At 33.5% G+C, this 21,705-nt stretch carries 16 protein-coding genes; 7 read left to right on the forward strand and 9 right to left on the reverse strand.

What is annotated here, in order from left to right:
• Nucleotides 1-342 precede the first annotated feature (342 nt).
• From pcnB to sppA, 6 genes are all read left to right on the forward strand, one after another.
• The gene (pcnB, locus tag A9G41_RS07455; RefSeq protein ID WP_065582501.1) at nt 343-1,617 is read left to right on the forward strand and encodes a polynucleotide adenylyltransferase PcnB; all 1,275 of its coding nucleotides are present in this window, start codon (nt 343-345) and stop codon (nt 1,615-1,617) included.
• 75 nt (nt 1,618-1,692) lie between these two features.
• The gene (gene lptD, locus A9G41_RS07460) at nt 1,693-4,056 is read left to right on the forward strand and encodes an LPS assembly protein LptD (protein ID WP_075539508.1); all 2,364 of its coding nucleotides are present in this window, start codon (nt 1,693-1,695) and stop codon (nt 4,054-4,056) included.
• Nucleotides 4,057-4,138: 82 nt separating this feature from the next.
• Nucleotides 4,139-5,452 (forward strand): peptidylprolyl isomerase SurA, encoded by a 1,314-nt coding sequence (gene surA, locus A9G41_RS07465; protein ID WP_075539509.1) that lies wholly within the window; start codon nt 4,139-4,141, stop codon nt 5,450-5,452.
• Nucleotides 5,445-6,242, forward strand: coding sequence for a 16S rRNA (adenine(1518)-N(6)/adenine(1519)-N(6))-dimethyltransferase RsmA (gene rsmA, locus A9G41_RS07470; RefSeq protein WP_065566853.1), 798 nt, complete (start codon nt 5,445-5,447; stop codon nt 6,240-6,242). Before surA ends, rsmA begins: the two co-directional genes overlap by 8 nt.
• 4 nt (nt 6,243-6,246) lie before the next feature.
• Nucleotides 6,247-7,065 carry a bis(5'-nucleosyl)-tetraphosphatase (symmetrical) ApaH gene (gene apaH / locus A9G41_RS07475; RefSeq protein WP_065566854.1) on the forward strand — a complete coding sequence of 273 codons (819 nt, stop codon included), beginning with the start codon at nt 6,247-6,249 and terminating at the stop codon, nt 7,063-7,065.
• Nucleotides 7,066-7,092: 27 nt separating this feature from the next.
• Nucleotides 7,093-8,916, forward strand: a complete 1,824-nt coding sequence (gene sppA, locus A9G41_RS07480; protein ID WP_075539510.1) for a signal peptide peptidase SppA — start codon at nt 7,093-7,095, stop codon at nt 8,914-8,916.
• A 39-nt stretch (nt 8,917-8,955) separates the two neighbouring features.
• Here sppA and A9G41_RS07485 read toward each other — a convergent pair whose 3' ends face one another.
• The 5 genes from A9G41_RS07485 to moaC form a co-directional block, all read right to left on the reverse strand.
• Entirely contained in the window at nt 8,956-10,800 is a 1,845-nt protein-coding gene (locus A9G41_RS07485; RefSeq protein ID WP_075539511.1) for a DUF3413 domain-containing protein, read from the reverse strand.
• 178 nt (nt 10,801-10,978) lie between these two features.
• Nucleotides 10,979-11,677 (reverse strand): Bax inhibitor-1/YccA family protein, encoded by a 699-nt coding sequence (locus A9G41_RS07490; protein ID WP_065566857.1) that lies wholly within the window; start codon nt 11,675-11,677, stop codon nt 10,979-10,981.
• Between the two features lie 59 nt (nt 11,678-11,736).
• The gene (gene moaE, locus A9G41_RS07495; RefSeq protein WP_143425438.1) at nt 11,737-12,180 is read right to left on the reverse strand and encodes a molybdopterin synthase catalytic subunit MoaE; all 444 of its coding nucleotides are present in this window, start codon (nt 12,178-12,180) and stop codon (nt 11,737-11,739) included.
• 4 nt (nt 12,181-12,184) lie between these two features.
• A complete protein-coding gene (moaD, locus tag A9G41_RS07500) occupies nt 12,185-12,430 on the reverse strand; it encodes a molybdopterin synthase sulfur carrier subunit (RefSeq protein WP_065587928.1) in 246 nt (81 codons plus the stop codon).
• An 18-nt stretch (nt 12,431-12,448) separates the two neighbouring features.
• Entirely contained in the window at nt 12,449-12,925 is a 477-nt protein-coding gene (gene moaC, locus A9G41_RS07505; RefSeq protein WP_065587929.1) for a cyclic pyranopterin monophosphate synthase MoaC, read from the reverse strand.
• Nucleotides 12,926-13,139: 214 nt separating this feature from the next.
• Between moaC and priA the strand changes: the two genes are divergently transcribed.
• Complete coding sequence (gene priA, locus A9G41_RS07510; protein WP_075539513.1) at nt 13,140-15,308, forward strand: primosomal protein N'; 2,169 nt, start codon at nt 13,140-13,142, stop codon at nt 15,306-15,308.
• Between the two features lie 43 nt (nt 15,309-15,351).
• On the opposite strand, the gene A9G41_RS07515 is transcribed toward priA, so the two are convergent.
• The 4 genes from A9G41_RS07515 to clpX form a co-directional block, all read right to left on the reverse strand.
• Complete coding sequence (locus tag A9G41_RS07515; RefSeq protein WP_065587931.1) at nt 15,352-15,663, reverse strand: ComEA family DNA-binding protein; 312 nt, start codon at nt 15,661-15,663, stop codon at nt 15,352-15,354.
• 153 nt (nt 15,664-15,816) lie between these two features.
• Nucleotides 15,817-17,673 carry a SurA N-terminal domain-containing protein gene (locus tag A9G41_RS07520; RefSeq protein ID WP_075539514.1) on the reverse strand — a complete coding sequence of 619 codons (1,857 nt, stop codon included), beginning with the start codon at nt 17,671-17,673 and terminating at the stop codon, nt 15,817-15,819.
• A gap of 135 nt (nt 17,674-17,808) precedes the next feature.
• The gene (gene lon, locus A9G41_RS07525) at nt 17,809-20,244 is read right to left on the reverse strand and encodes an endopeptidase La (RefSeq protein ID WP_082259635.1); all 2,436 of its coding nucleotides are present in this window, start codon (nt 20,242-20,244) and stop codon (nt 17,809-17,811) included.
• Nucleotides 20,245-20,427: 183 nt separating this feature from the next.
• Nucleotides 20,428-21,693 carry an ATP-dependent protease ATP-binding subunit ClpX gene (clpX, locus tag A9G41_RS07530; RefSeq protein ID WP_218837687.1) on the reverse strand — a complete coding sequence of 422 codons (1,266 nt, stop codon included), beginning with the start codon at nt 21,691-21,693 and terminating at the stop codon, nt 20,428-20,430.
• Between the last annotated feature and the right edge of the window lie 12 nt (nt 21,694-21,705).

Raw genomic sequence — 21,705 nt, forward strand, 5'->3', positions numbered from 1 at the left:
CTGAGTATAGTTTTATTTCATCTTAATCAGTTAGTCAAAAACACTAACCAAAGCAAAACGAAATTTGTCGTTTTTAATTAGGTATTACTAATATTACTATATTAAGTACTATTGTTGATAATTATGTTCAAAAAATCAAATATAATATTTAAATCATTTTGGAAAAATCATTTTATTGAGAGAAAAACATCAATTTTAAGAAACATGGAAACTTATTAGCAATTGCGATATAATCACGCACTATAACTATTTTTAAGCCAAGATACTTTTTTGAGGTGTGCTATTTTTAAACAAGTTTCACGTTTTTATCAAAAGTTTTTCCGTCATGAAGATAAACAGAAAATGGGCTATGTGTCCATTCCACGTAATGAACATACTATATCCCGCAAAGAAATTAGTGAAAATGCATTAAAAGTCCTTCATCGATTAAATAAACAAGGGTATGAAGCTTATTTAGTAGGTGGATGTATTAGAGATCTCATTTTAGGCAAAACACCAAAAGATTTTGATATCACGACTAATGCAACGCCCGAGCAAATTCAGAAGCTTTTCCGTAACTGTCGTCTAGTGGGAAGACGATTTCGCCTCGCTCATATTATGTTTGGCAAAGAAATCATTGAAGTTGCGACTTTTCGTGGAGATCATGCGTCCCAAGAAGGACAAACTAATATATCTAAACGTTCACAATCAGGTATGCTGTTACGAGATAATGTGTACGGAACCATTGAACAAGATGCAATTCGCCGCGATTTTACCATGAATGCCCTTTATTATAGTATTAATGATTTCACTTTACGTGATTATTGCGGAGGATTGAAAGATTTACAAAAAGGTATTATTCGATTAATCGGCGATCCACAGACTCGTTATCGAGAAGATCCTGTTAGAATGTTAAGAACTGTTCGTTTTGCTGCTAAATTAAATATGGCAATTGAACCAGCTACTGCTGAACCAATTAAACACCTTGCACCTTTATTAAAAAATATTCCATCTGCTCGGCTTTTTGATGAGTCTCTTAAACTATTACAAGCAGGCAATGGCTACAAAACTTATGAACTACTGAGAGAATATTGTCTTTTTGAGCAATTATTTCCGATTATTGGGCGGTTTTTTACCAATAATCAAAATGGTTACCTAGAAAAAATCATTGCGCAGGCTCTAAAAAATACCGATTATCGTATTGCCAACAATAAACGGGTCAACCCTGCATTTTTATTCGCTGCATTTTTCTGGTACCCAATTATTGAGCAAACACAAGCAACCTGCGTAGAAAGTGGCTTACCATTCCATGATTCATTTTCGATGACAATTAACGAAGTGCTAAGTGAGCAATGCAAAAATATTGCCATACCTCGACGTTTTACCTCTACAATGGGAGATATTTGGCGCTTGCAGCTACGTATGAAAAAACGAGAAGGTAAACGAGCATTTGTTATATTAGAACATCCTAAATTTCGAGCAGCTTATGATCTGTTAGAAATGCGAGCCTCAATCGAAAAAGGAGAACTCTTAGAACTGGCTAAATGGTGGGATGAATTCCAATACTCTTCGGTAGAAAAAAGAATATTGATGGTAAAACAACTTAATAAAATCAATAAACGCAAAGTGAAACGTTAATTTTTAATTCGCACTTTTATAAATAATCGTTATAATGTTGAAATTAAAATAATCATAATAATTTTATAATCATTGATGAAAAAATTAACGCCTTCTCTTATTGCACTAACCATCACTATTTCTTTGTATAACAACGCTAGTTATGCTATAGATTTACCGAAAGCTGTTAGCAATAATCCTCAATGCCTTGTAGACGTACCTAGGTTTGATCGCCCTTTAGTCAATGGAAATATAAATACCTTACCAGTCAATGCTGAAGCTAATCAATTTGAAGCGATTTATCCAAATATTGCCATATATCAAGGTGAAGTATTTATTGAGCAAGGTAACCGCACTGTTCAAGCAGACAAAGTAACCATTGACACCAATGATGATAATAATCGAACTGTAACATTAGAAGGGAATATTAATTATCAAGATAATTTGATAAAAATGAAAGGCGAGAATGCATCAATGAATCTCAATAACAATGATGCCAATATGAGCCCAAGCCAATATCACCTTGTTAATCGACTTGGTCGCGGTAATGCTGATCAGATGAATCTTGAAAAGAACCGCTATGTTATTTTAAAAAATGGTAGTTTTACATCTTGTCCTGTTAATGATAGTACATGGAATATTAAGGGAACAACGGTTATTCATGACAATGAAGAACAACTACTAGAAGTTTGGAATGCGGTATTTAGTGTTGGTAAAGTCCCTGTTCTATATTCACCTTATTTACAATTACCAACTGGTGATAAACGCCGTTCTGGATTATTGATGCCTAATTTTGGCTATGACAGCATTGATGGCATTGATTTTTCAATACCAATCTATTGGAATATTGCACCAAATTATGATGCAACTTTTACGCCCAGAGTTTTACAAAAACGAGGTGTACAATTACAAACAGAATTTCGTTATTTAAATGAAATAGGTTTAGGCACACTTGCCTTTTCTTGGTTGCAACATGATAGACAATATGACGAAGATAGAAAAAATCATTTTAATGGCAACAATTATGATGACAATAAACATCGTTGGTTATTCCATTGGAAAAATGAAGAATTAATTAACTATAATTGGCGTTTTTATACTGATACAACGCGTGTCAGTGACAATCAGTATCTTACCAATCTAAACTCTAAATATGCATCTCAAACTGCTGGCTACTTAACACAGTTCTATAAAATTACTTATAATGACGAAAATTGGGATCTTACGCTAGGCTATAAGCATTTTCAGCCATTTCACTCTGAATTAAAAAATTCACTTTACCAAACCGAGCCACAATTAGATATTAGTTATTATAATAATGATTTGGGACCTTTCAAATTTAGAGCATTTTCTCAACTATCCCGCTTCTTGACATCGGGTCGAAAGAAACCTAAAGCATGGCGAGCACATCTTGAACCAACGCTTAATTATACCTTAACCAATTCTTGGTCATCATTAGCCACCGAAGCAGGTTTTATGGCTACTCACTATAAACAAGATAATATTAAAAATTATATTGATCAATATAAATACTTAGACAAAAACGTAAATCGTTTTTTACCTAAATTTAGTATTGACGGTAAAGTCATCTTTGAACGGGATATGCCTTATCTCCATAACTATACTCAAACCTTAGAACCACGAGTAAAATACATCTATATTCCATATCGAAAACAATCAAATATTTGGGCATATGATTCCACTATACTGCAATCAGATTATATTGGCTTATTCAGAGATCAGCCTTATAGTGGTCTAGATAGAATTGCTTCAACTAATAAGATATCAACGGGTGTAACAACACGAATTTATAATCAGAATAAAGTTGAAAAATTCAACTTATCAATTGGGCAAATTACTTATTTTACCAAATCAAAAACGAGCGAACACAATAATGATTTAGACGAAAACTCTGATACTGGTAGTATTACTTGGGCATCAGATAATTTTTGGCGCATAAATGATGACATGATCTTTAGAAGCGGGATCCAATATGATACTCGAATTGATACAATTTCATTAGCTAATGTAACATTTGAATATCGACCGTCTGCAGATAAGTTAGCACAATTATCTTATCGCTACGCAAATCGTAACTATATTGACACTGTCGATAAAAATTCTGCTTATAGAGGTTACAAACAAGATATCTCCCAAGCAGGAGTGATGACAGCATGGCCATTATCACAAACAGTCAGCGCTGTTGGATCATATTATTATGATGTAAAATTAGGTCAATCCGCAGATGGTTTTGTCGGATTACATTATAGTGATTGTTGTTGGGGAACAACAATACAGTATGGTAAGAAACTAACAGATTGGAACAATACTTCTCGTAGAAGCAAATATGAAAATAAATTATCTATTAATTTCGAATTGCAAGGATTAGGCAACAATCGAGACACCAAAGCCAAAATGCTAAATTTCGGAAAACTACCATATACAACAACATTTGAATAAGATATTTCTGTAAAAATAATAGATAACCAATAAATTTATTGCAAGCAGTGAATGCTGCAACAACAAAATGAGTTGAGTGAAGATGAAATTATTAAAACTATTTATCGCTTTAAACCTAAGCGTAAGTTTAGGTGTTTTAACGCCATTGTCTGTCAATGCTGCACCTAAAGTTGTAGAGCAAGTCGCTGCAATTGTAAATAATAACGTTATTTTAGAAAGTGACGTTAATGACATGTTAAAAACAATTAAAGCTAGTACCGATTCTAGAAACTTACCCAATGATAAGGTGCTCAGACAACAAATCATTGATCGTCTCATTATAGAAAACCTAATTTTACAAAAAGCAGCTAAAGCTAAAATCACTGTTAGCGATGACGAGGTAACTAGTGCTATTAGCAGAATTGCTGCCCAAAATGGTATGACTATCGATCAGCTTCGAAGCAAGTTGTCAACAATGGGGATCAGCTATGGAGCGTATCGTGAAAGAATCCATAATGACATGTTGATTGAAGAAACACGAATGCATGAAGTAAGACCTAGAATCAAAGTTTCAGAAAAAGAAGTTGATAACTTAGCTAAAAACATTGCTCGTCAACCAACTAATAATATTGATGTAAAAATTAGCCATATTTTGATTTCTATTCCAGAAAGAGCATCAAAACAACAAATAGATAATGCAACAAATAAAGCACGGGATATTATTAATCGAGCTCAAAAAGGGGAAAATTTTGCTAAATTAGCCACTTCATATTCAAACGATGATCTTGCTTTAAAAGGTGGTAGTATGGGTTGGCGTAAACTTAATGAGTTACCGACTATTTTTGAAGAACGCTTAATACGTGCAGCAAAAGGCAGTATTATTGGCCCTATCCGCTCTGGTGTGGGTCTGCATATTTTAAAAGTTGATGATACACGTTCAGAAGCACCAAAAACAATTACAGTTCAAGAAGTAAATGCTCGTCATATTTTGATTAAAACAAATGTGTTAGTCACAGACCAAAATGCAAAACAAAAACTTACTGATATTCGTAAATCAATTACTAGTGGTGCAACAACTTTTGAAGCAGCTGCTAAAGCTAATTCTGAGGATACAGGTACAGCGAGTAAAGGGGGAAACTTAGGTTGGAACCGTCCTGAGATTTATGATAGCGGTTTTAGAAATGCACTAGCTCAATTAAAAAAAGGGGAAATAAGTCAACCAATAAAATCATCTTATGGTTGGCATTTAATCGAATTAATCGATACAAGGCGGATTGATGGGAAGAATGCCATGGAAAAGGCACAAGCTTATCAACTTATTTTTAATCGTAAATTTGTTGAAGAGGCCCAAGTGTGGATTCAGGAAATAAAAGGTGATGCCTATATTAAAATTACAGGTGAAGATAAACATGAATAGCCGTGTTCATCAAGGGCATTTTGCCCGCAAGCGATTTGGGCAAAACTTTTTACATGATAATTATATTATCGAAAATATAGTTGCAGCTATACAGCCCAAAAAAGAGCAGGCTCTAGTCGAAATAGGCCCTGGCCTTGCAGCATTAACTGTACCTATAAGTCAATGTGTTGATCATTTGACCGTTATAGAGATCGACAGAGATTTAGCCAACAGATTAGTGGAAAACCCACTATTGAAAAATAAACTAACTGTCATTGAACAAGATGCACTGACCTTTGACTTTAATCAACTAGCTGAGCAATTAGACAAACCATTAAGAGTATTTGGAAACTTACCTTATAATATTTCAACACCTTTAATGTTTCATTTATTCGAATATGCAAATATCATTACTGATATGCATTTTATGCTACAAAAAGAAGTAGTAACTCGCTTAGTTGCTGCTCCTAATAGTAAAGATTATGGTAGATTGAGCGTCATGGCTCAATATTATTGTCAGATCATACCTGTTCTCGAAGTTCCACCAACATCATTTAAGCCAGCACCAAAGGTTGATTCAGCTGTTGTTAAATTAATTCCTTATAAAGAAAAGCCTTATATTGTTAATGATATAAAAATACTTTCTCGTATTACGATGGAAGCATTTAATCAACGACGTAAAACTATTCGTAACAGTTTAAGCAACATGTTTACTGCTGAACAGCTAGAGGATTTAAATATTGATCCAAGTTTACGTGCAGAAAACTTAACAGTACAGCAATACTGCCAACTTGCAAACTCATGGTGTTAACTATATGGCAAACTTACTTATTGGCGATATTCATGGGTGTTATGATGAATTTATGCGAGTACTTGAAAAAGCAAAATTTTCATCATCAGACACGCTATGGCTAACCGGTGATCTAGTTGCCAGAGGGCCAAAATCATTAGATGTCCTAAGGTTTGTTAAACATAATGCCAATCAAATTCGATTAGTATTAGGTAATCATGACTTACATTTATTATCAATTTATGCAGGTGTTACTGTTTCTAAAAAGAAAGATAATCTTGAATGCGTAATCAATGCGCCTGATTTTGATGAATTAATGAATTGGCTACGTAAACAACCATTGGTTCAAATTGACGAGTCACTAAAACTAATTATGACCCATGCTGGTATTTCACCACAATGGGATCTTGAAACACTAAAAAAATGTGCCAATGACTTGAACATTATGTTATCTAGTGACTCTTATGCCTTATTCCTTGATAAAATGTATGGTAACTTTCCTGATGAATGGTCACCTGAACTAAAAGGTTTAGATAGACTGCGCTATATTGCTAACGCATTAACTCGTATGCGTTTTTGCTATGAGGATGGTCGCTTAGATTTTTATTGTAAAAAGTCGCCAGAGCAAGCACCTTCAAAGCTTAAACCTTGGTTCTTATTATCAAGTAAAATTCCAAAAGAATATAGTATTGTTTTTGGGCATTGGGCTGCGTTAAACGGAAAAGGCACACCTGAAACCATTTACGCACTTGATACAGGGTGTTGTTGGGGCGGAAAATTAACATGCTTACGATTTGAAGATAAAAAATATTTCAAGAAACGTAATATTGAAACAAAAAGTTAAAGTTACTACTAAAAAGGACCAATTATTATGTCTACTTTATCTGTCATTAAATCAATATGGAAAATAATTAACTTTATTAGAGAAATATTTCTTAATCTAATATTTCTAATTATTATTATTTTAATTTTTAGTGTTATCACATTAATCAAAGAAACACAAAAACAAGAAATTGTTCCACAATATGGAGCTTTGGTTTTGGATATTGAAGGGATTATTGTTGATAACACACTCTATAGTGATGAAATTTATGCCTTACAAAATAAAATTTACGGCAAAAAAATAAATACCTCCCGTGAAAATAGTTTATTCGAATTGACGCAAAAAATAGCTCAAGCGGCCAATGACCCAAAGATTACCAGTATGGTCCTAAAATTAGATAATTTTGTTGGTGCAGACATGAGCGCTCTTCAATATATGGGTAAATATTTGGCTAAATTTAGCGAATCTAATAAACCAATTTACGCTTTTGGTTCGAGCTTTAATCAAAGCCAATATTATTTAGCAAGCTATGCAGATAAAATCTATTTGACACCTATTGGCGCTGTTAATGTATATGGATTAGCAGCCAACAACCTATACTATAAAACCCTACTTGATAATTTAAAAATCAACACACACGTTTTTAGAGTCGGTACTTATAAGTCTGCCATTGAGCCATTCATTCGTAATGATATGTCTGAAGAAGCAAAAAGCAATACGACTCGTTGGCTAACACTTATGTGGAATAACTATCTTGACGATATATCAACGCAACGAAAAAAAACTAACACACAATTGGTTCCGGCACCAGATACTATGTTAGCTAATTTAAAAGCAGCGAATGGAAACATGGCTCAATATGCTATATCTAATGGATTAGTTGATGCCATTGCATCTAACTACCAATTTGAGTCCGAATTGACTCAGAAACATCAATTAAGCATTTATGATTATCAACTTAAATCAAAAGATAAAGAACCAGATAATGATAACAAGCCACTTATTGCTGTTGTTTTTGTCAACGGTACTATTAGCGATGGAGAAAACAGTAGTAATATTGCGGGTAGTCAAGACATTGTAGAACAATTAAGAAATATTCGTAAAAATTTAACTAAACATAACATACAAGCAGTAGTATTGCGAGTAAATAGCCCTGGAGGCAGCGTAGATGCATCAGAAGCAATCCGTAGTGAATTGGATGCATTACGTAGCTATAAAATTCCTGTTGTCGTCTCTATGGGCGGAATGGCTGCATCAGGTGGATATTGGATATCAACCGCATCTGATTACATTATTGCAAGCCCAAATACCATTACAGGCTCTATTGGTATCTTCGGTATTATTCCAACATTTGAAAAATCATTATCTCATATTGGTGTTTACAGTGATGGAGTAGCTACCTCACCGTTAGCGGGAAATAGCTCAACGCAAGAATTACCTACCGAAATGAATCAACTAATTCAAATGAATATCGACAATGGCTATCAAACATTTATTTCTTTAGTAGCAAACGCAAGGAATATGACGACTGAGCAAGTTGATAAAATAGGACAAGGCCAAGTTTGGTTAGGCTCAGAGGCAAACAAAATTGGGCTTGTTGATAAGTTAGGCGACTTCGATGACGCCATTGAAACGGCTGCAACATTGGCTCATATAACCGATTACGAAATTGACTGGCAAAAACCAAATGGAAATTGGTTTAATGCATTTTATTCAAATATGATAGCGATGTTGCCTCAATCAACTGCTGAAATAGTTTTTGAACAACTACCTGAAGCAAAACAACTTAAACAGCAGGTTTCTTTATGGAATAAGTTTCACGACTCTCAAAATCGATATATTTACTGCTTGAATTGCGCCGATGTGCGTTAGTAATAATTTATCCGCCTAATGGCGGATATTTCCTCTAATTTAATCTAATTTATTGCTTAAACTATTTTTCTCTGGTTGAAAAAAATAGCGCATATGATTCATGGCCTCATAAATGTATTGATAATTCGGTGTTTCATTAATTTCACGATTATGTAAATCCATATGATGACTAATACCTAATCGATTCACAAGATAGATATCACTAGATGTCTTTACCGCATAAGAACTATAATTTGACATCAAAAGCCAGTTACGATCGACGATGGAGCTAAATAAATCATAACCTGTCGAATAATCACTTATATCATTTTTCACATATAAATAGTGTTTCATTAAGGTTGGAACAACATCTTCATGACTGGTTAGTTTTCTGCTATTACCTTTGATTTTTTCTAACTCTTTTCCTCCAATGATAATAAAAGGAACTTTTGTTTGCGCATCCGTATAATTACCATTATGCCCCCAAAATCCTAATTTATTATCATTCATCTCTTGAGAATGATCGCCAGTAATGACTACTATTGTGTCTTCTAATGAGTTTGATTTAACTAGTTCATCGTAGACATTTTGCAATAAAGAATCGTCATAATAAACACTTTGCTTATAGCGATTAAAAATTGGCAAAGGATCGGTGTCATTATTCAATGTCATATAATTTAAATCACCAATAGGTTTAAATTTTACCAATGAATCGGCAGGGAAATCATAAGCATGAGGAGCATCATAAAATAAAAATGAAAATGTTGGTTTAGAAGCATCTCGTGTTTTATACCATGCCAACCAATCGTCTGTGATTTGCTTATCTCGATTTGATGCCGAACCATCTTTACTACTGATTCTTAAATTTTTGATAGTGACAAATACGGTTCGATCAAACTCAGGAGCAGAAACTTTAGCTGACGTAAAGATGCCAATATTATAATTTTCTTTCTGTAATGTAGTAATAAATAGTGAAGGAATACTATTTCGTAAAAACGCATCCCAATAGGTACCAGGAATACCATAAAACAATCCAAAAATACCAGTACGTGTTGCATTACCCGTTGAATAATGGTTATCAAAAACTACACCATTATTTTGCTTAACAAAACGAAATGTATTAGGAGAAATTTCTTCACTAAATGTATCATATCGCCAAGAATCTAAAACAATAAACATAATATTTTTAGGTTTATTATTATCTGGATTAATCACCAGTGGATTTTTTGGATAATAAACACTGGCATTACTATTGTCCTTATTATACACAACTTTTCTTTGCCCTTTTTCATCAAAAAAACTCATAATTTTTTTTGATGTAAATGGGCGATAAAGTGGAATATATTCTTTTACTGCCATAATAGGCGAATAAGCATAATAAAATGCGATCATATGCACTACATGACTAATCAAAAATGAACTAAAAAGAAATATTGTTGATAGTAAGATAATTCTTGATTTTTTTTGCGATAAAACCAATTTATTATTAACAAAATAAAGAATGAAATACTCTGCACAAAATGAAATAACAATAAGCACAAGCATTAAAAGGTAAGTCAACATTGAAAAATCAACAATTTGACCAGAAAAAACCATCGATAAAACAGATTGATTTATATGAAACCGGTATTGTTCAAAAACAATCGTATCAATATATAATCCAATTTGGAAAAAACTAAATAAAATAGCAAGAATGATATTACGAATAAATTGCTTAAGTAAAAGCAGAGGAGTACAAATAATTAAAAGTAGCAAGTAGGCAGAGAAGAAATGCCCCAATACCGCAAATATTGAAAATACCATCCCTAGCCAATGAAATGAGCCCCCAGGAACAAGAAAGAATCGAATTGCTATTATTGATGAAATAAAGATATTAATTAGAACAAAGGGGTATAATTTTTTCATAGTATTTGTTATCAAGAAGTTCACTTTATATTATATGAATATTACAGCATTTTATACTTAAAAGTGGTTCTTTCTTGAAACTTTTTAACAAACTAGCACTGCTAAATAAATTTCTCATAAAATATTAACAAAAAGGGCTCACTTTAGGAGCCCTTTTCACTTAATTGGAATAAAAAAATTATCGACGATCGGCAAAGATTCTCAATAACATAATAAATAAGTTAATGAAATCGAGATAAAGCGTTAATGCTCCTAAAATAACAAATCGTCTAAACATATTGGGGTCATCTTGTGATAATTGATCGCCTAACTCTTTAAGTTTTTGTGTATCATAAGCCGTTAACCCAGCAAAAACAAATACACCTATATAAGTAATTGCCCACATTAATGGCTGACTATGCATAAAGATATTTACTATTGAAGCAATGACAATACCAATTAACCCCATAAACAAGAAACGTCCAAATCCCGATAGATCTCGTTTAGTGGTATAACCGTAAAAAGCCAAAGCAGCAAACATACCAGCTGTAATAAAAAATACGCTTGCTATCGAAGATGATGTATAAACAATAAAGTAAATTGAGAACGTACAACCATTTAAAACTGAATAAAGCATAAATAACGTTGTCGCAACAGCCCCAGAAAGTCGATTAATTAAGCCAGAAATGACAAAAACTAATCCAATCTCAGCAATCAACAATACCCACATGCCTTGGTATAATAAGTTCAAAAGCTCAACATTACTAGATGCATACCAAGCCACCAAAGCTGTTAATAACAATCCAACAGTCATCCAACCATAGACATGGCTCATATATGTTTGAATACGGCTACCTGTTTGTTCAATGATTGAACCATTAGGCGAATAATTTTTCATTAATAACCTCTCATTAAAAAGAATGATATAACTTTGTATCATTATAACCTAAATTATATCTAAAGCCATTTTTTCAATGCCTCTTTATCTGTTTTTTTAGCTTCTACCCAATTTTGCCCGTTAGGTGTTCTTTCTTTCTTCCAAAAAGGCGCTTCGCTCTTTAATATATCTATAATAAACTCTGTGGCAGCAAATGCATCTAAGCGATGTGCACTACTCGCGCCCACAAAAACAATTTGCTCATTGGCATTAATTTCACCCACCCGATGAATTATTGCTATTCGGCTTAATTGCCAACGTTCTCTTGCTTGAGCTGCGATATTAGCTAGCACCCTTTCTGTCATACCTGCATAATGTTCTAAAAATAGGCTTATCGTTTGCTTTTCAAGACTACGAACTTTGCCCATAAAAGTGACAATAGCTCCATCTTGCGGTAATTGAGAAAGCCAATCATTAAGCTGATTAACATCAATAGGGTCGTTATTAACTTTGATAAGATCCATAATGCTATCCTCCTGTTACAGGTGGAAAGAATGCAATTTCATCGTTTTCTTGAATAATATAATCAAGATCAACCAAAGTTTGATTTACTGCACATAAAACAGCACTTTCCGTAAAAGCCAATAGCCACCGTTCACCGCGTTGACTTAACTGCTCAATAAGATGAGAAACTGAAAGTTCATTAGCATCTAACATAACACACGTAGTTCCCACTAATTCTCTAATTTGTGCAAAAAAAATAACTTTATTCATCTTATCTCTACTAACTTTTTAGGCTATAAAATCACCCGACTTACCACCACTTTTGGTCAGTAAACGCACCTGAGAAATCACTATATCTTTTTGTACAGCTTTACACATGTCATAAATAGTCAAAGCAGCGACAGAGGCAGCAACCATTGCTTCCATTTCGACACCAGTTTGCCCGTTTAATCGACAAAAAGATTGAATCTTAACACAATTGTTTATTCGATCTGGCTCGATTTTAATTTCAATTTTACTCAAAAAAAGCGGATGGCAAAGCGGGATAAGCTCCCATGTTTTTTTAGCCGCTTGAATACCAGCAATTCTTGCCGTTGCAAAAACATCTCCTTTATGATGTTTACCATCAATAATCATATTCAGTGTTTCAGTTTTCATTAAAACCAATGACTCAGCGCTTGCTTCTCGCATTGTTATCTGCTTATCTGAAACATCAACCATATGAGCATCACCACGTTGATTAATATGCGAAAATGATTTGAGCATTATTTGACCCTTTACAATTTATTCTCATTAACTATAGCCAAGATAGCAAATTTTACTAATAGTTACCACTATTGCATATTAGTTTACCAACTAATATATATCGGTGAACAAACAAATTTTTCTGTAATAATAAATTGCCTTTGATAGCTTTTGCGGGTTAAGTAAAAACTGCGTACAATATAGCTTTATATTAATTGTAATATTTGTGATTTTGATGCTTATTGCTCATATAGCCTTGCCTGTACCACTTTACCAACTGTTTGATTACCAATTGGCGAAACCTGCTCAGATTGGAATGCGGGTGAAAGTACCTTTTGGCAAACGTAATATAATAGGAATTATTGTTAGTATTGATGAAAAAACTGAGTTTGATATTAAAAACTTAAAATCAATTACAGCAATTATTGATACAGAGCCTGTTTTCCCCCCTTCTATCTGGCAATTATTAGAGTGGGCGGCTAGTTATTACCATTATCCTATTGGTGAAGTTTTATTTCATGCTATGCCTATTTTACTCAGACAAGGGCACCAAGCGGTCAAAGATGAGGCAAAACGATGGCAATTAACAGCATTGGGAAAGCATATAGATCTGCAATCGCTATCTCGTGCTCCAAAACAAAAGTTATTATTATCTTCATTTAGAAATAATACTATACCTGACACGAATGTAAGTAGTGCCACGTATAACGAATTACAAAAGAAACAACTTATAGAACAAGTCACCTATCTGCCTAGTAATATTCAATGGCAAACAAATTTTTCAACTAATGCTAGCTCTATTCAACTAAATAAAGAACAGACCCATGCTATAAATGCAGTGAATGAGGAAAATAACCAATTTAAGGTATTTTTGCTAGAAGGAGTGACTGGATCAGGTAAGACAGAAGTGTATCTAAATGTACTATCGACTATCTTAGCAGCAGGGAAACAAGCGTTAGTATTAGTTCCTGAAATTGGCTTAACACCACAAACAATAAAACGTTTTCAACAACGCTTTAATGCACCTATTGATATTTTACACTCAGGATTAACAGATAAGCAAAGGCTTAACGTTTGGTTAAGAAGCAAACATGGAGAAAATGCTATTGTTGTTGGTACTCGTTCATCGCTTTTTACCCCATTTAAAAACCTAGGAATGATTATTATTGATGAAGAACATGATAATTCCTATAAACAGCAAGAAGGCTGGCGTTATCATGCGCGAGATTTAGCAATTATTCGAGCTAAATTTAATAATATTCCAATTATTTTAGGTTCAGCAACCCCATCTCTTGAAACACTTAATAATGCGCAAAACAAAAAATACCATTTATTGCCATTAACGGAAAGAGCAGGTAATGCAACACTAGCTAAACAATCGATTTTGGATATACGTGGGTTAGTGCTTACTTCTGGCTTATCTCAACCTTTAATTGAACAAATAAAAAAACATTTGTCCAACAATAATCAGGTAATGTTATTTTTAAATCGTCGAGGATTTTCACCACTATTGATATGCCATGATTGCGGTTGGATTGCCGAATGCCCTCGTTGTGATAGACCTTATACATTACATCAAAAAAAACACAAACTAATTTGCCATTATTGTGATACACCAAGAACTATTCCCAAACAATGTCCAAAATGTGGTTCAACTCATTTAATGCCAATTGGATTTGGAACTGAACAACTTGAACAACAGCTTAAAGTGCTTTTTCCTTACATCAAGATCAGCCGTATTGATCGCGATACAGTTAGTAAAAAAGGTTCATTAGATACCTATCTACAAACTATTCAACAAGGTGGTGCACATATTTTAGTTGGTACACAAATTTTAGCTAAAGGACATCATTTTCCCGATATTACTTTAGTTGGAATTATTGATGTCGATGGTGCTTTATTTTCAAGCGATTTTCGAGCAACTGAACGATTTGCTCAAATTTATACTCAAGTATCAGGAAGGGCTGGTCGTGAAGCAAAAGCGGGGGAAGTTATTTTACAAACACATCATCCAGATCACCCTTTGTTGAACATTTTACTAACTAAAGGCTATCAACAATTTGCTAAACTAACACTGCAAGAACGGAAACAAACACAATTACCGCCATTTAGTTACCAAGCATTAATTCGTGCTGCAGATCGGAATAACCATTATGCTCCTGCATTTTTACAGCATATTCATGATTGGTTAAAAGTACATTATGAGCCTGCTTTATGGCAACTTGGACCGATGCCAGCTAGCCAACCAAAGAAAGCAGGTTACCATCGTTGGCAATTACTCCTTCAACATACAAATAGACAACAATTACAGCAAATATTAGATCAATTATTAATAACAATCGCTAAATGGAGTGAAACATCAAAATTAAAATGGAGTATTGATATAGATCCTATCGATAATTAGCATAATATTATTTCCACCAATACCAATTGGTGGAAATAATAAATTATAATGTTATTTTACCAGCATTTTTGTCCAGTGTTGCCTGCCCAATACCTGAAACTTCTTTTAACTGCTCAACTGAAACAAAAGGCCCAAATTTTTCTCGATATTCTATAATCTTCTGAGCTTTATTCGGACCAATTCCACTCAACACTTTTGATAGCTCTTCTGCTGTTGCAGTATTTATATTCACTTGAACAATTTGTTTTTGTTCCTGTTTTATTGGCTCTGGTGTTGTAGAAGCCGAATCGGCAAAACTTGTGTTTGAAAAAATAAAGCTTGATAGCATAATACATAATAATGGAAATACTTTCATTTGATTAACCTCTTAAAATAGTTACGCAAATAAATTTGCTTTACAACTATCTCACTTAATCAAATGAAAAAATTTCATGAATAATAAAAATGAGAAAAGTCACCTAGGTGACTTTCCATTTTTGCTATTATTTCTACTATTTTGGAGGTTAAATCACAAATTTGCATCAGGCATAATTTCTATCTTAGCCTTAGAACGTATATCTGTGGCAAGATAATAATGCATATCATTAAGTAATATAGGTAATAGTTCTGAAGAAATATCTTCATACACTGGAGTCTCCACCTTAGCCATAGCTAGAACATAAGCACTTTTGTCATTAATAAATGCTGCTCCATAAACATTTTTCCCAGAGGCTGATGGAAGTAAATCGAAAACTTTACTAACGACTTTCTCATCAATATCCTTCGAATGTCGGGTTAACTTATATGATTTAACAAATTGCACATTTTTGTTTTTTCCTGACTGATTTAAGTCGGATAAAAAACCATCAACAGTTGTTTTAAAACGGTTATTAGCAATATCCGTATAAAGTTTATTGCGAATTTCCTCTTGTACCTCTTCAAATGGTGCAATACCTTCTGGCCGATAATCAACTAATTGGATAACAAAATCATACTGACTTTGAGCATTGTCAACGAATATCATATCGGAAAGTTTCTTATTAACTTTACCGTCAGCAATCATTTCTTCACTAAAAACAACATCTCTAACTTCTGGATAATAAAGAATTGAGAATCTATCATTATAAAAAGCCCAATCAGGAGTATATAATTTAAGCCCAGTTTTTTCAGAAAGCTCTTCAATAGATGCTGTTGACTCATTCAAATTAGCCTTAATTTTATGCTCCACTGCTTCAAAGGATTCTTGTAATTTTTGTTGTTTTAGTTTTGATTCTATTTGATATTTCGCATAATCAAAGTCCATAGCTTTTGCTTTTTGCAAGCCATCTAACTTAACTATTACATAACCACCATCGGCTTGAATTGGAGCTGAAACTTGCCCAACTTTTTTTAAACGAGCATCTTTAAATACTCGTGGCAAGGAATCATCATCAACAAACCAACCTAAGAAACCATTTTTTCCATATGGAGATATATTATTATCCTGATTAACGATTTCGGCAATACTTTCAAAATCCCTCCCCGAAGTAAGTTCTTTTAAAATACTATCAGCTTGTTCTTTACCTATAACATAAATTGCGCTATAAGATTTTTTTGCTGGAAATGTATATTTTTTTATATTTTGATTAAATTTTTGTTTAATTTCTTCATTACTAACTTTAATTTTTTTTATTAAATCATCCGTACTATTAACAATATATTTGATTTTCACTCTTTCTTTCTTAAAAAACTGCTTTTGATGCTCATTGTAATACTTTTGTTCATCTTCTAATGTTATTTTTACATCATCCATATTCACAACTGAAGGATCTATTAAAGCAGAATAAACTTGTCTAACTTGATTTTTCAATAACGATATTTCTGAATCAATAGGTAAAACAAAACCACTATTAGTTATGGCATTAACAAACTGTTGTTGTTGTAATACACTTCTTATAATTTCGGCATAACTATCTGGAGTGAAATGATTTTCAGCAAGAAGATTTAAATAAGTTTGATTATCAAATTTACCATTTTTGAAAAAGTCTCTTTGTTTCTTAATAAACTTTTTAATCTGATCATTACTAATAGCTACACCAATACTTTGCGAAAACTTATAAGCTAAATAATTATCAATTTGATGAGATAATACATTACGGCGTAGCTGTTTAATAAAAGAACTATCACCGCCAGCCTTTGCTGTTACAGCCCTTGCTTGGGCTTCAAATTCGGCTCTACTAATACCCTCACCATCAACTTTTGCAATGTACAGCTGCTGATCTCGCGGGCTATTACCGCCACCAAAGCCCAAAAATCCGACGCCTGTGAAAATAAAACATAAAATAATTATTGCAAAAATAATCTTAACAAAAATATTATTTGCTGCTGTTCGGATTGTTTCCATCATTTCTTGCGATTCTCCATATACCTAATGTTGAATTTCGAAAGTATAGCATATTTAACCAAATTGGCTATTGCCAGAATGTTAAGCCTCAAAAAAAAGATCAACATAAGTTGATCTTTTTTGAAATTATAAGATAGATTAATTTAATCTAACAGAATTCCCAACATTATTTTTTACTTTCTTTATAGCTTTTTTCGCTGGTTGCTTCAATGTGACTTTTTTATCTATTGACTCTATACCTAATGGGTTGTTTTTTAGCGCAATTGTGAGCACTTCATCAATCCACTTTACTGGGTGTATATCAATTTCAGATTTCACATTATCAGGGATTTCTTCCAAATCTTTAACATTATCCATTGGAATCAATACCGTTTTAATCCCCCCTCGGTGAGCAGCTAATAACTTCTCTTTTAGTCCCCCAATAGGTAATACCTCTCCACGTAATGTTATTTCGCCCGTCATCGCAACATCAGAACGAACAGGATTACCGGTTAATGTGGAAATAAGTGAAGTACACATTGCAATACCTGCACTTGGTCCGTCTTTTGGCGTTGCGCCATCAGGCACATGCACATGGATATCGCGTTTTTCATAAAAATCGCTATTAATACCCAATTTTTCTGCACGAGATCGAACAACTGTCAATGCCGTTTGAATTGACTCTTGCATTACATCACCTAATGAACCTGTATAAGTTAATTTCCCTTTACCAATTACACTTACTGATTCAATAGTAAGTAAGTCCCCACCTACTTCTGTCCATGCAAGACCAATAACTTGACCGATACGGTTTTCATTATCCGTTTTACCATAATCAAAACGCTGTATCCCCAAGAAATCTTTTAAGTTATCCTGTGTCACAGTTACTTTCTTCAATTTGCTATCTAACGCCAATTTTTTAACAACTTTACGGCAAATTTTTGCAATCTCTCTTTCTAAGCCTCGAACGCCTGCTTCGCGCGTATAGTAACGAATGATTCCAATAATGGCTGAGTCATCAATACTAATTTCTCTTGATTTTAAACCATTGTTTTCTACCTGCTTAGCGATCAAATGTTGCTTAGCAATATTCAGCTTCTCGTCCTCCGTATAACCAGAAAGGCGAATAACTTCCATTCTATCCAATAATGGCGCTGGAATATTCATAGAATTAGCAGTTGCAACAAACATTACATCGGATAAATCGTAATCAACTTCCAAATAATGGTCACTAAATGCATTATTTTGTTCTGGATCAAGTACTTCTAATAATGCTGATGCAGGATCACCACGCATATCAGTTGCCATCTTATCAATTTCATCTAGTAAAAATAATGGATTTTTAACCCCCACTTTTGCCATACGTTGAATCAATTTACCTGGCATCGAACCAATGTAAGTGCGTCTATGCCCTCGAATCTCAGCCTCATCGCGCACGCCACCTAATGCCATACGAATATACTGACGTCCTGTTGCTTTAGCTATCGATTGACCCAGTGATGTTTTACCTACTCCTGGGGGACCAACCAAACATAAAATAGGTCCTTTCACTTTATTAACGCGACTTTGAACTGCTAAATATTCTAAAATTCTATCTTTTACACGTTCAAGCCCATAATGATCTTTATCTAAAACTTTTTGTGCCCCTTCAATATCTTTTCTAACTTTACTACACTTATACCAAGGAACTTGAATCATCCAATCAATATAACCTCGAACAACCGTTGCTTCTGCGGACATTGCTGGCATCATTTTTAACTTATTAAGTTCAGCTAATGCTTTATCCTCAGCCTCTTTTGGCATTTTAGCTTTAGTGATTTTTTCTTTTAGCTCTTCGTATTCATCAGTCTTATTATCTATATCACCTAATTCTTTATGGATAGCTTTAATTTGCTCATTGAGATAATACTCTTTTTGAGCTTTTTCCATTTGCTGTTTAACACGTTGCCGTATATTTTTTTCAACTTGTAATAATTCAATTTCTGATTCCATTAATGAAATAAGCAATTCAAAACGCTTAGCAAGGTTAACTGTTACTAAAATCTCTTGTTTTTGATTAACTTTTAAAAATAGAGTAGCAGCAATAGAATCAGCTAAATGAGATGGCTCTTTAAGTAAACGAATAGAATCAACCACTTCCTGAGCTATTTTTTTATTAAACTTTGAGTACTCATCAAAATTAGATAAAGTTAAGCGAATCATAGCCTCACTTATATCTGAAGCCATTTTTGTTTCACTTAATGGTTTAACCTCGGCAATAAAAAATTCATTGTCATCATGCTCAACTAAATCAAGCATTTTTGCCCGTTCAATACCTTCAACAAGAACCTTCACTGTTCCATCTGGTAATTCTAGTAGCTGTAAAACATTAGCTACAGTTCCAACTTCATATAAATCATCTATAGCAGGATCATCTTGAGATGGATCTTTTTGGGTTACAAGAAAGACTTGTTTATCCATTTCCATTGCCTTTTCCAAGCAACGTATTGATTTACTTCGACCAACAAAGAGAGGGATTACCATATGTGGAAATACAACAACATCACGTAATGGTAAAATAGGCATAATTATATGTTTAGTTCGTTTTATATTCATTTTATTCTCTCTAGTAGTACAAACCCATTAGATAAATATTGGGATCGTTTTTAGATATTCAAGCCTATCTTTTTTGATTAAAACTACACTAGTTATGAAACATTATTAGCAGTATTGGCAACTTTAATATTAATTCTTAGTTTACATATTTTGCCATCATACTTATGATGGCAAATTTATATTTTAAGCAGAAAGTTCATCATCTTCACGATGTACTAATTTCGGAACTTGAGATCTTTCAACAGTGTCTTTGTCTACAATCACTTTTTTAATAGTATTCATTGATGGTAAGTCATACATTGTATCCAATAATATATTTTCCACAATTGAACGCAAACCTCGTGCTCCTGTTTTTCGTTGCATCGCCTTTATAGCAATAGCATCTAGAGCTTCTTTAGTAAACTCAAGCTCTACACCATCTAACTCAATTAACGTTTTAAATTGCTTAGTGAGGGCATTTTTAGGTTCAGTTAGTATATTAATTAAGGCATTTTTATCCAATTCAGATAATGTACCAATAACAGGTAATCTTCCAATGAACTCTGGAATTAAGCCAAACTTAACTAAGTCTTCAGCCTCGATTTGAGCTAATAGTTCCGATTCAGAAACTTTATTTTTAGTACTTTTAACCTCAGCACCAAAACCTATTCCTGTATTAGTTGATACACGATTTTCGATAACTTTATCCAATCCACTAAATGCACCACCACAAATAAATAGAATTTTTGAAGTATCAACTTGTAGAAACTCTTGCTGAGGATGCTTACGCCCACCTTTTGGAGGAACTGAAGCAATCGTACCTTCAATAATCTTCAATAAAGCCTGTTGAACGCCTTCGCCTGATACATCTCTGGTAATAGATGGATTATCGGATTTTCGTGAAATTTTATCAATTTCATCAACATAGATAATACCCCGCTGAGCTTTTTCAACATCATAATCGCAATTCTGTAATAATTTTTGAATAATATTTTCTACATCTTCACCAACATAACCAGCTTCAGTTAATGTTGTCGCATCAGCCATGGCAAAAGGCACATCTAAAAAACGAGCTAGTGTTTCAGCTAATAACGTTTTGCCACTACCAGTGGGTCCTATGAGCAAGATATTACTTTTGCCTAATTCAACATCACTGTGACTCACATGATTACGTAATCGTTTGTAATGATTATAGACAGCGACAGATAAAACTTTTTTGGCTTTCTCTTGACCAATTACATATTCATCAAGATGTTCTCTGATTTCATGTGGTGTTGGCAGTGTCTTATTAATAAATTCTTCATAGGAAAGAGAACTTTTCGTTTCTTCTTTTAATATCTCATTGCATAAGCCTATACATTCGTTACAAATATAAATAGATTCTGGCCCAGCAATAAGTTTACGGACTTCATGCTCACTTTTACTACAAAAAGTGCAATAAAGTAATTTTTCTGAACTTTTCTTATTCACTTTTACCACCTA

Origin of the sequence: Gilliamella sp. Nev5-1 (assembly GCF_001690895.1) — a bacterium.
Taxonomy (GTDB): domain Bacteria; phylum Pseudomonadota; class Gammaproteobacteria; order Enterobacterales; family Orbaceae; genus Gilliamella; species Gilliamella apicola_C.

What these genes read in the sequence shown, in the direction of transcription:
- priA (WP_075539513.1), top strand. Translation starts at nt 13,140, where the DNA reads ATGCTTATTGCTCATATAGCCTTGCCTGTACCACTTTACCAACTGTTT.
- rsmA (WP_065566853.1), top strand. Translation starts at nt 5,445, where the DNA reads ATGAATAGCCGTGTTCATCAAGGGCATTTTGCCCGCAAGCGATTTGGG.
- pcnB (WP_065582501.1), top strand. Translation starts at nt 343, where the DNA reads ATGGGCTATGTGTCCATTCCACGTAATGAACATACTATATCCCGCAAA.
- A9G41_RS07520 (WP_075539514.1), bottom strand. Translation starts at nt 17,673, where the DNA reads ATGATGGAAACAATCCGAACAGCAGCAAATAATATTTTTGTTAAGATT.
- moaE (WP_143425438.1), bottom strand. Translation starts at nt 12,180, where the DNA reads ATGGATCTTATCAAAGTTAATAACGACCCTATTGATGTTAATCAGCTT.
- lptD (WP_075539508.1), top strand. Translation starts at nt 1,693, where the DNA reads ATGAAAAAATTAACGCCTTCTCTTATTGCACTAACCATCACTATTTCT.
- apaH (WP_065566854.1), top strand. Translation starts at nt 6,247, where the DNA reads ATGGCAAACTTACTTATTGGCGATATTCATGGGTGTTATGATGAATTT.
- A9G41_RS07490 (WP_065566857.1), bottom strand. Translation starts at nt 11,677, where the DNA reads ATGAAAAATTATTCGCCTAATGGTTCAATCATTGAACAAACAGGTAGC.
- lon (WP_082259635.1), bottom strand. Translation starts at nt 20,244, where the DNA reads ATGAATATAAAACGAACTAAACATATAATTATGCCTATTTTACCATTA.
- surA (WP_075539509.1), top strand. Translation starts at nt 4,139, where the DNA reads ATGAAATTATTAAAACTATTTATCGCTTTAAACCTAAGCGTAAGTTTA.
- moaD (WP_065587928.1), bottom strand. Translation starts at nt 12,430, where the DNA reads ATGAATAAAGTTATTTTTTTTGCACAAATTAGAGAATTAGTGGGAACT.
- A9G41_RS07485 (WP_075539511.1), bottom strand. Translation starts at nt 10,800, where the DNA reads ATGAAAAAATTATACCCCTTTGTTCTAATTAATATCTTTATTTCATCA.
- sppA (WP_075539510.1), top strand. Translation starts at nt 7,093, where the DNA reads ATGTCTACTTTATCTGTCATTAAATCAATATGGAAAATAATTAACTTT.
- moaC (WP_065587929.1), bottom strand. Translation starts at nt 12,925, where the DNA reads ATGCTCAAATCATTTTCGCATATTAATCAACGTGGTGATGCTCATATG.
- A9G41_RS07515 (WP_065587931.1), bottom strand. Translation starts at nt 15,663, where the DNA reads ATGAAAGTATTTCCATTATTATGTATTATGCTATCAAGCTTTATTTTT.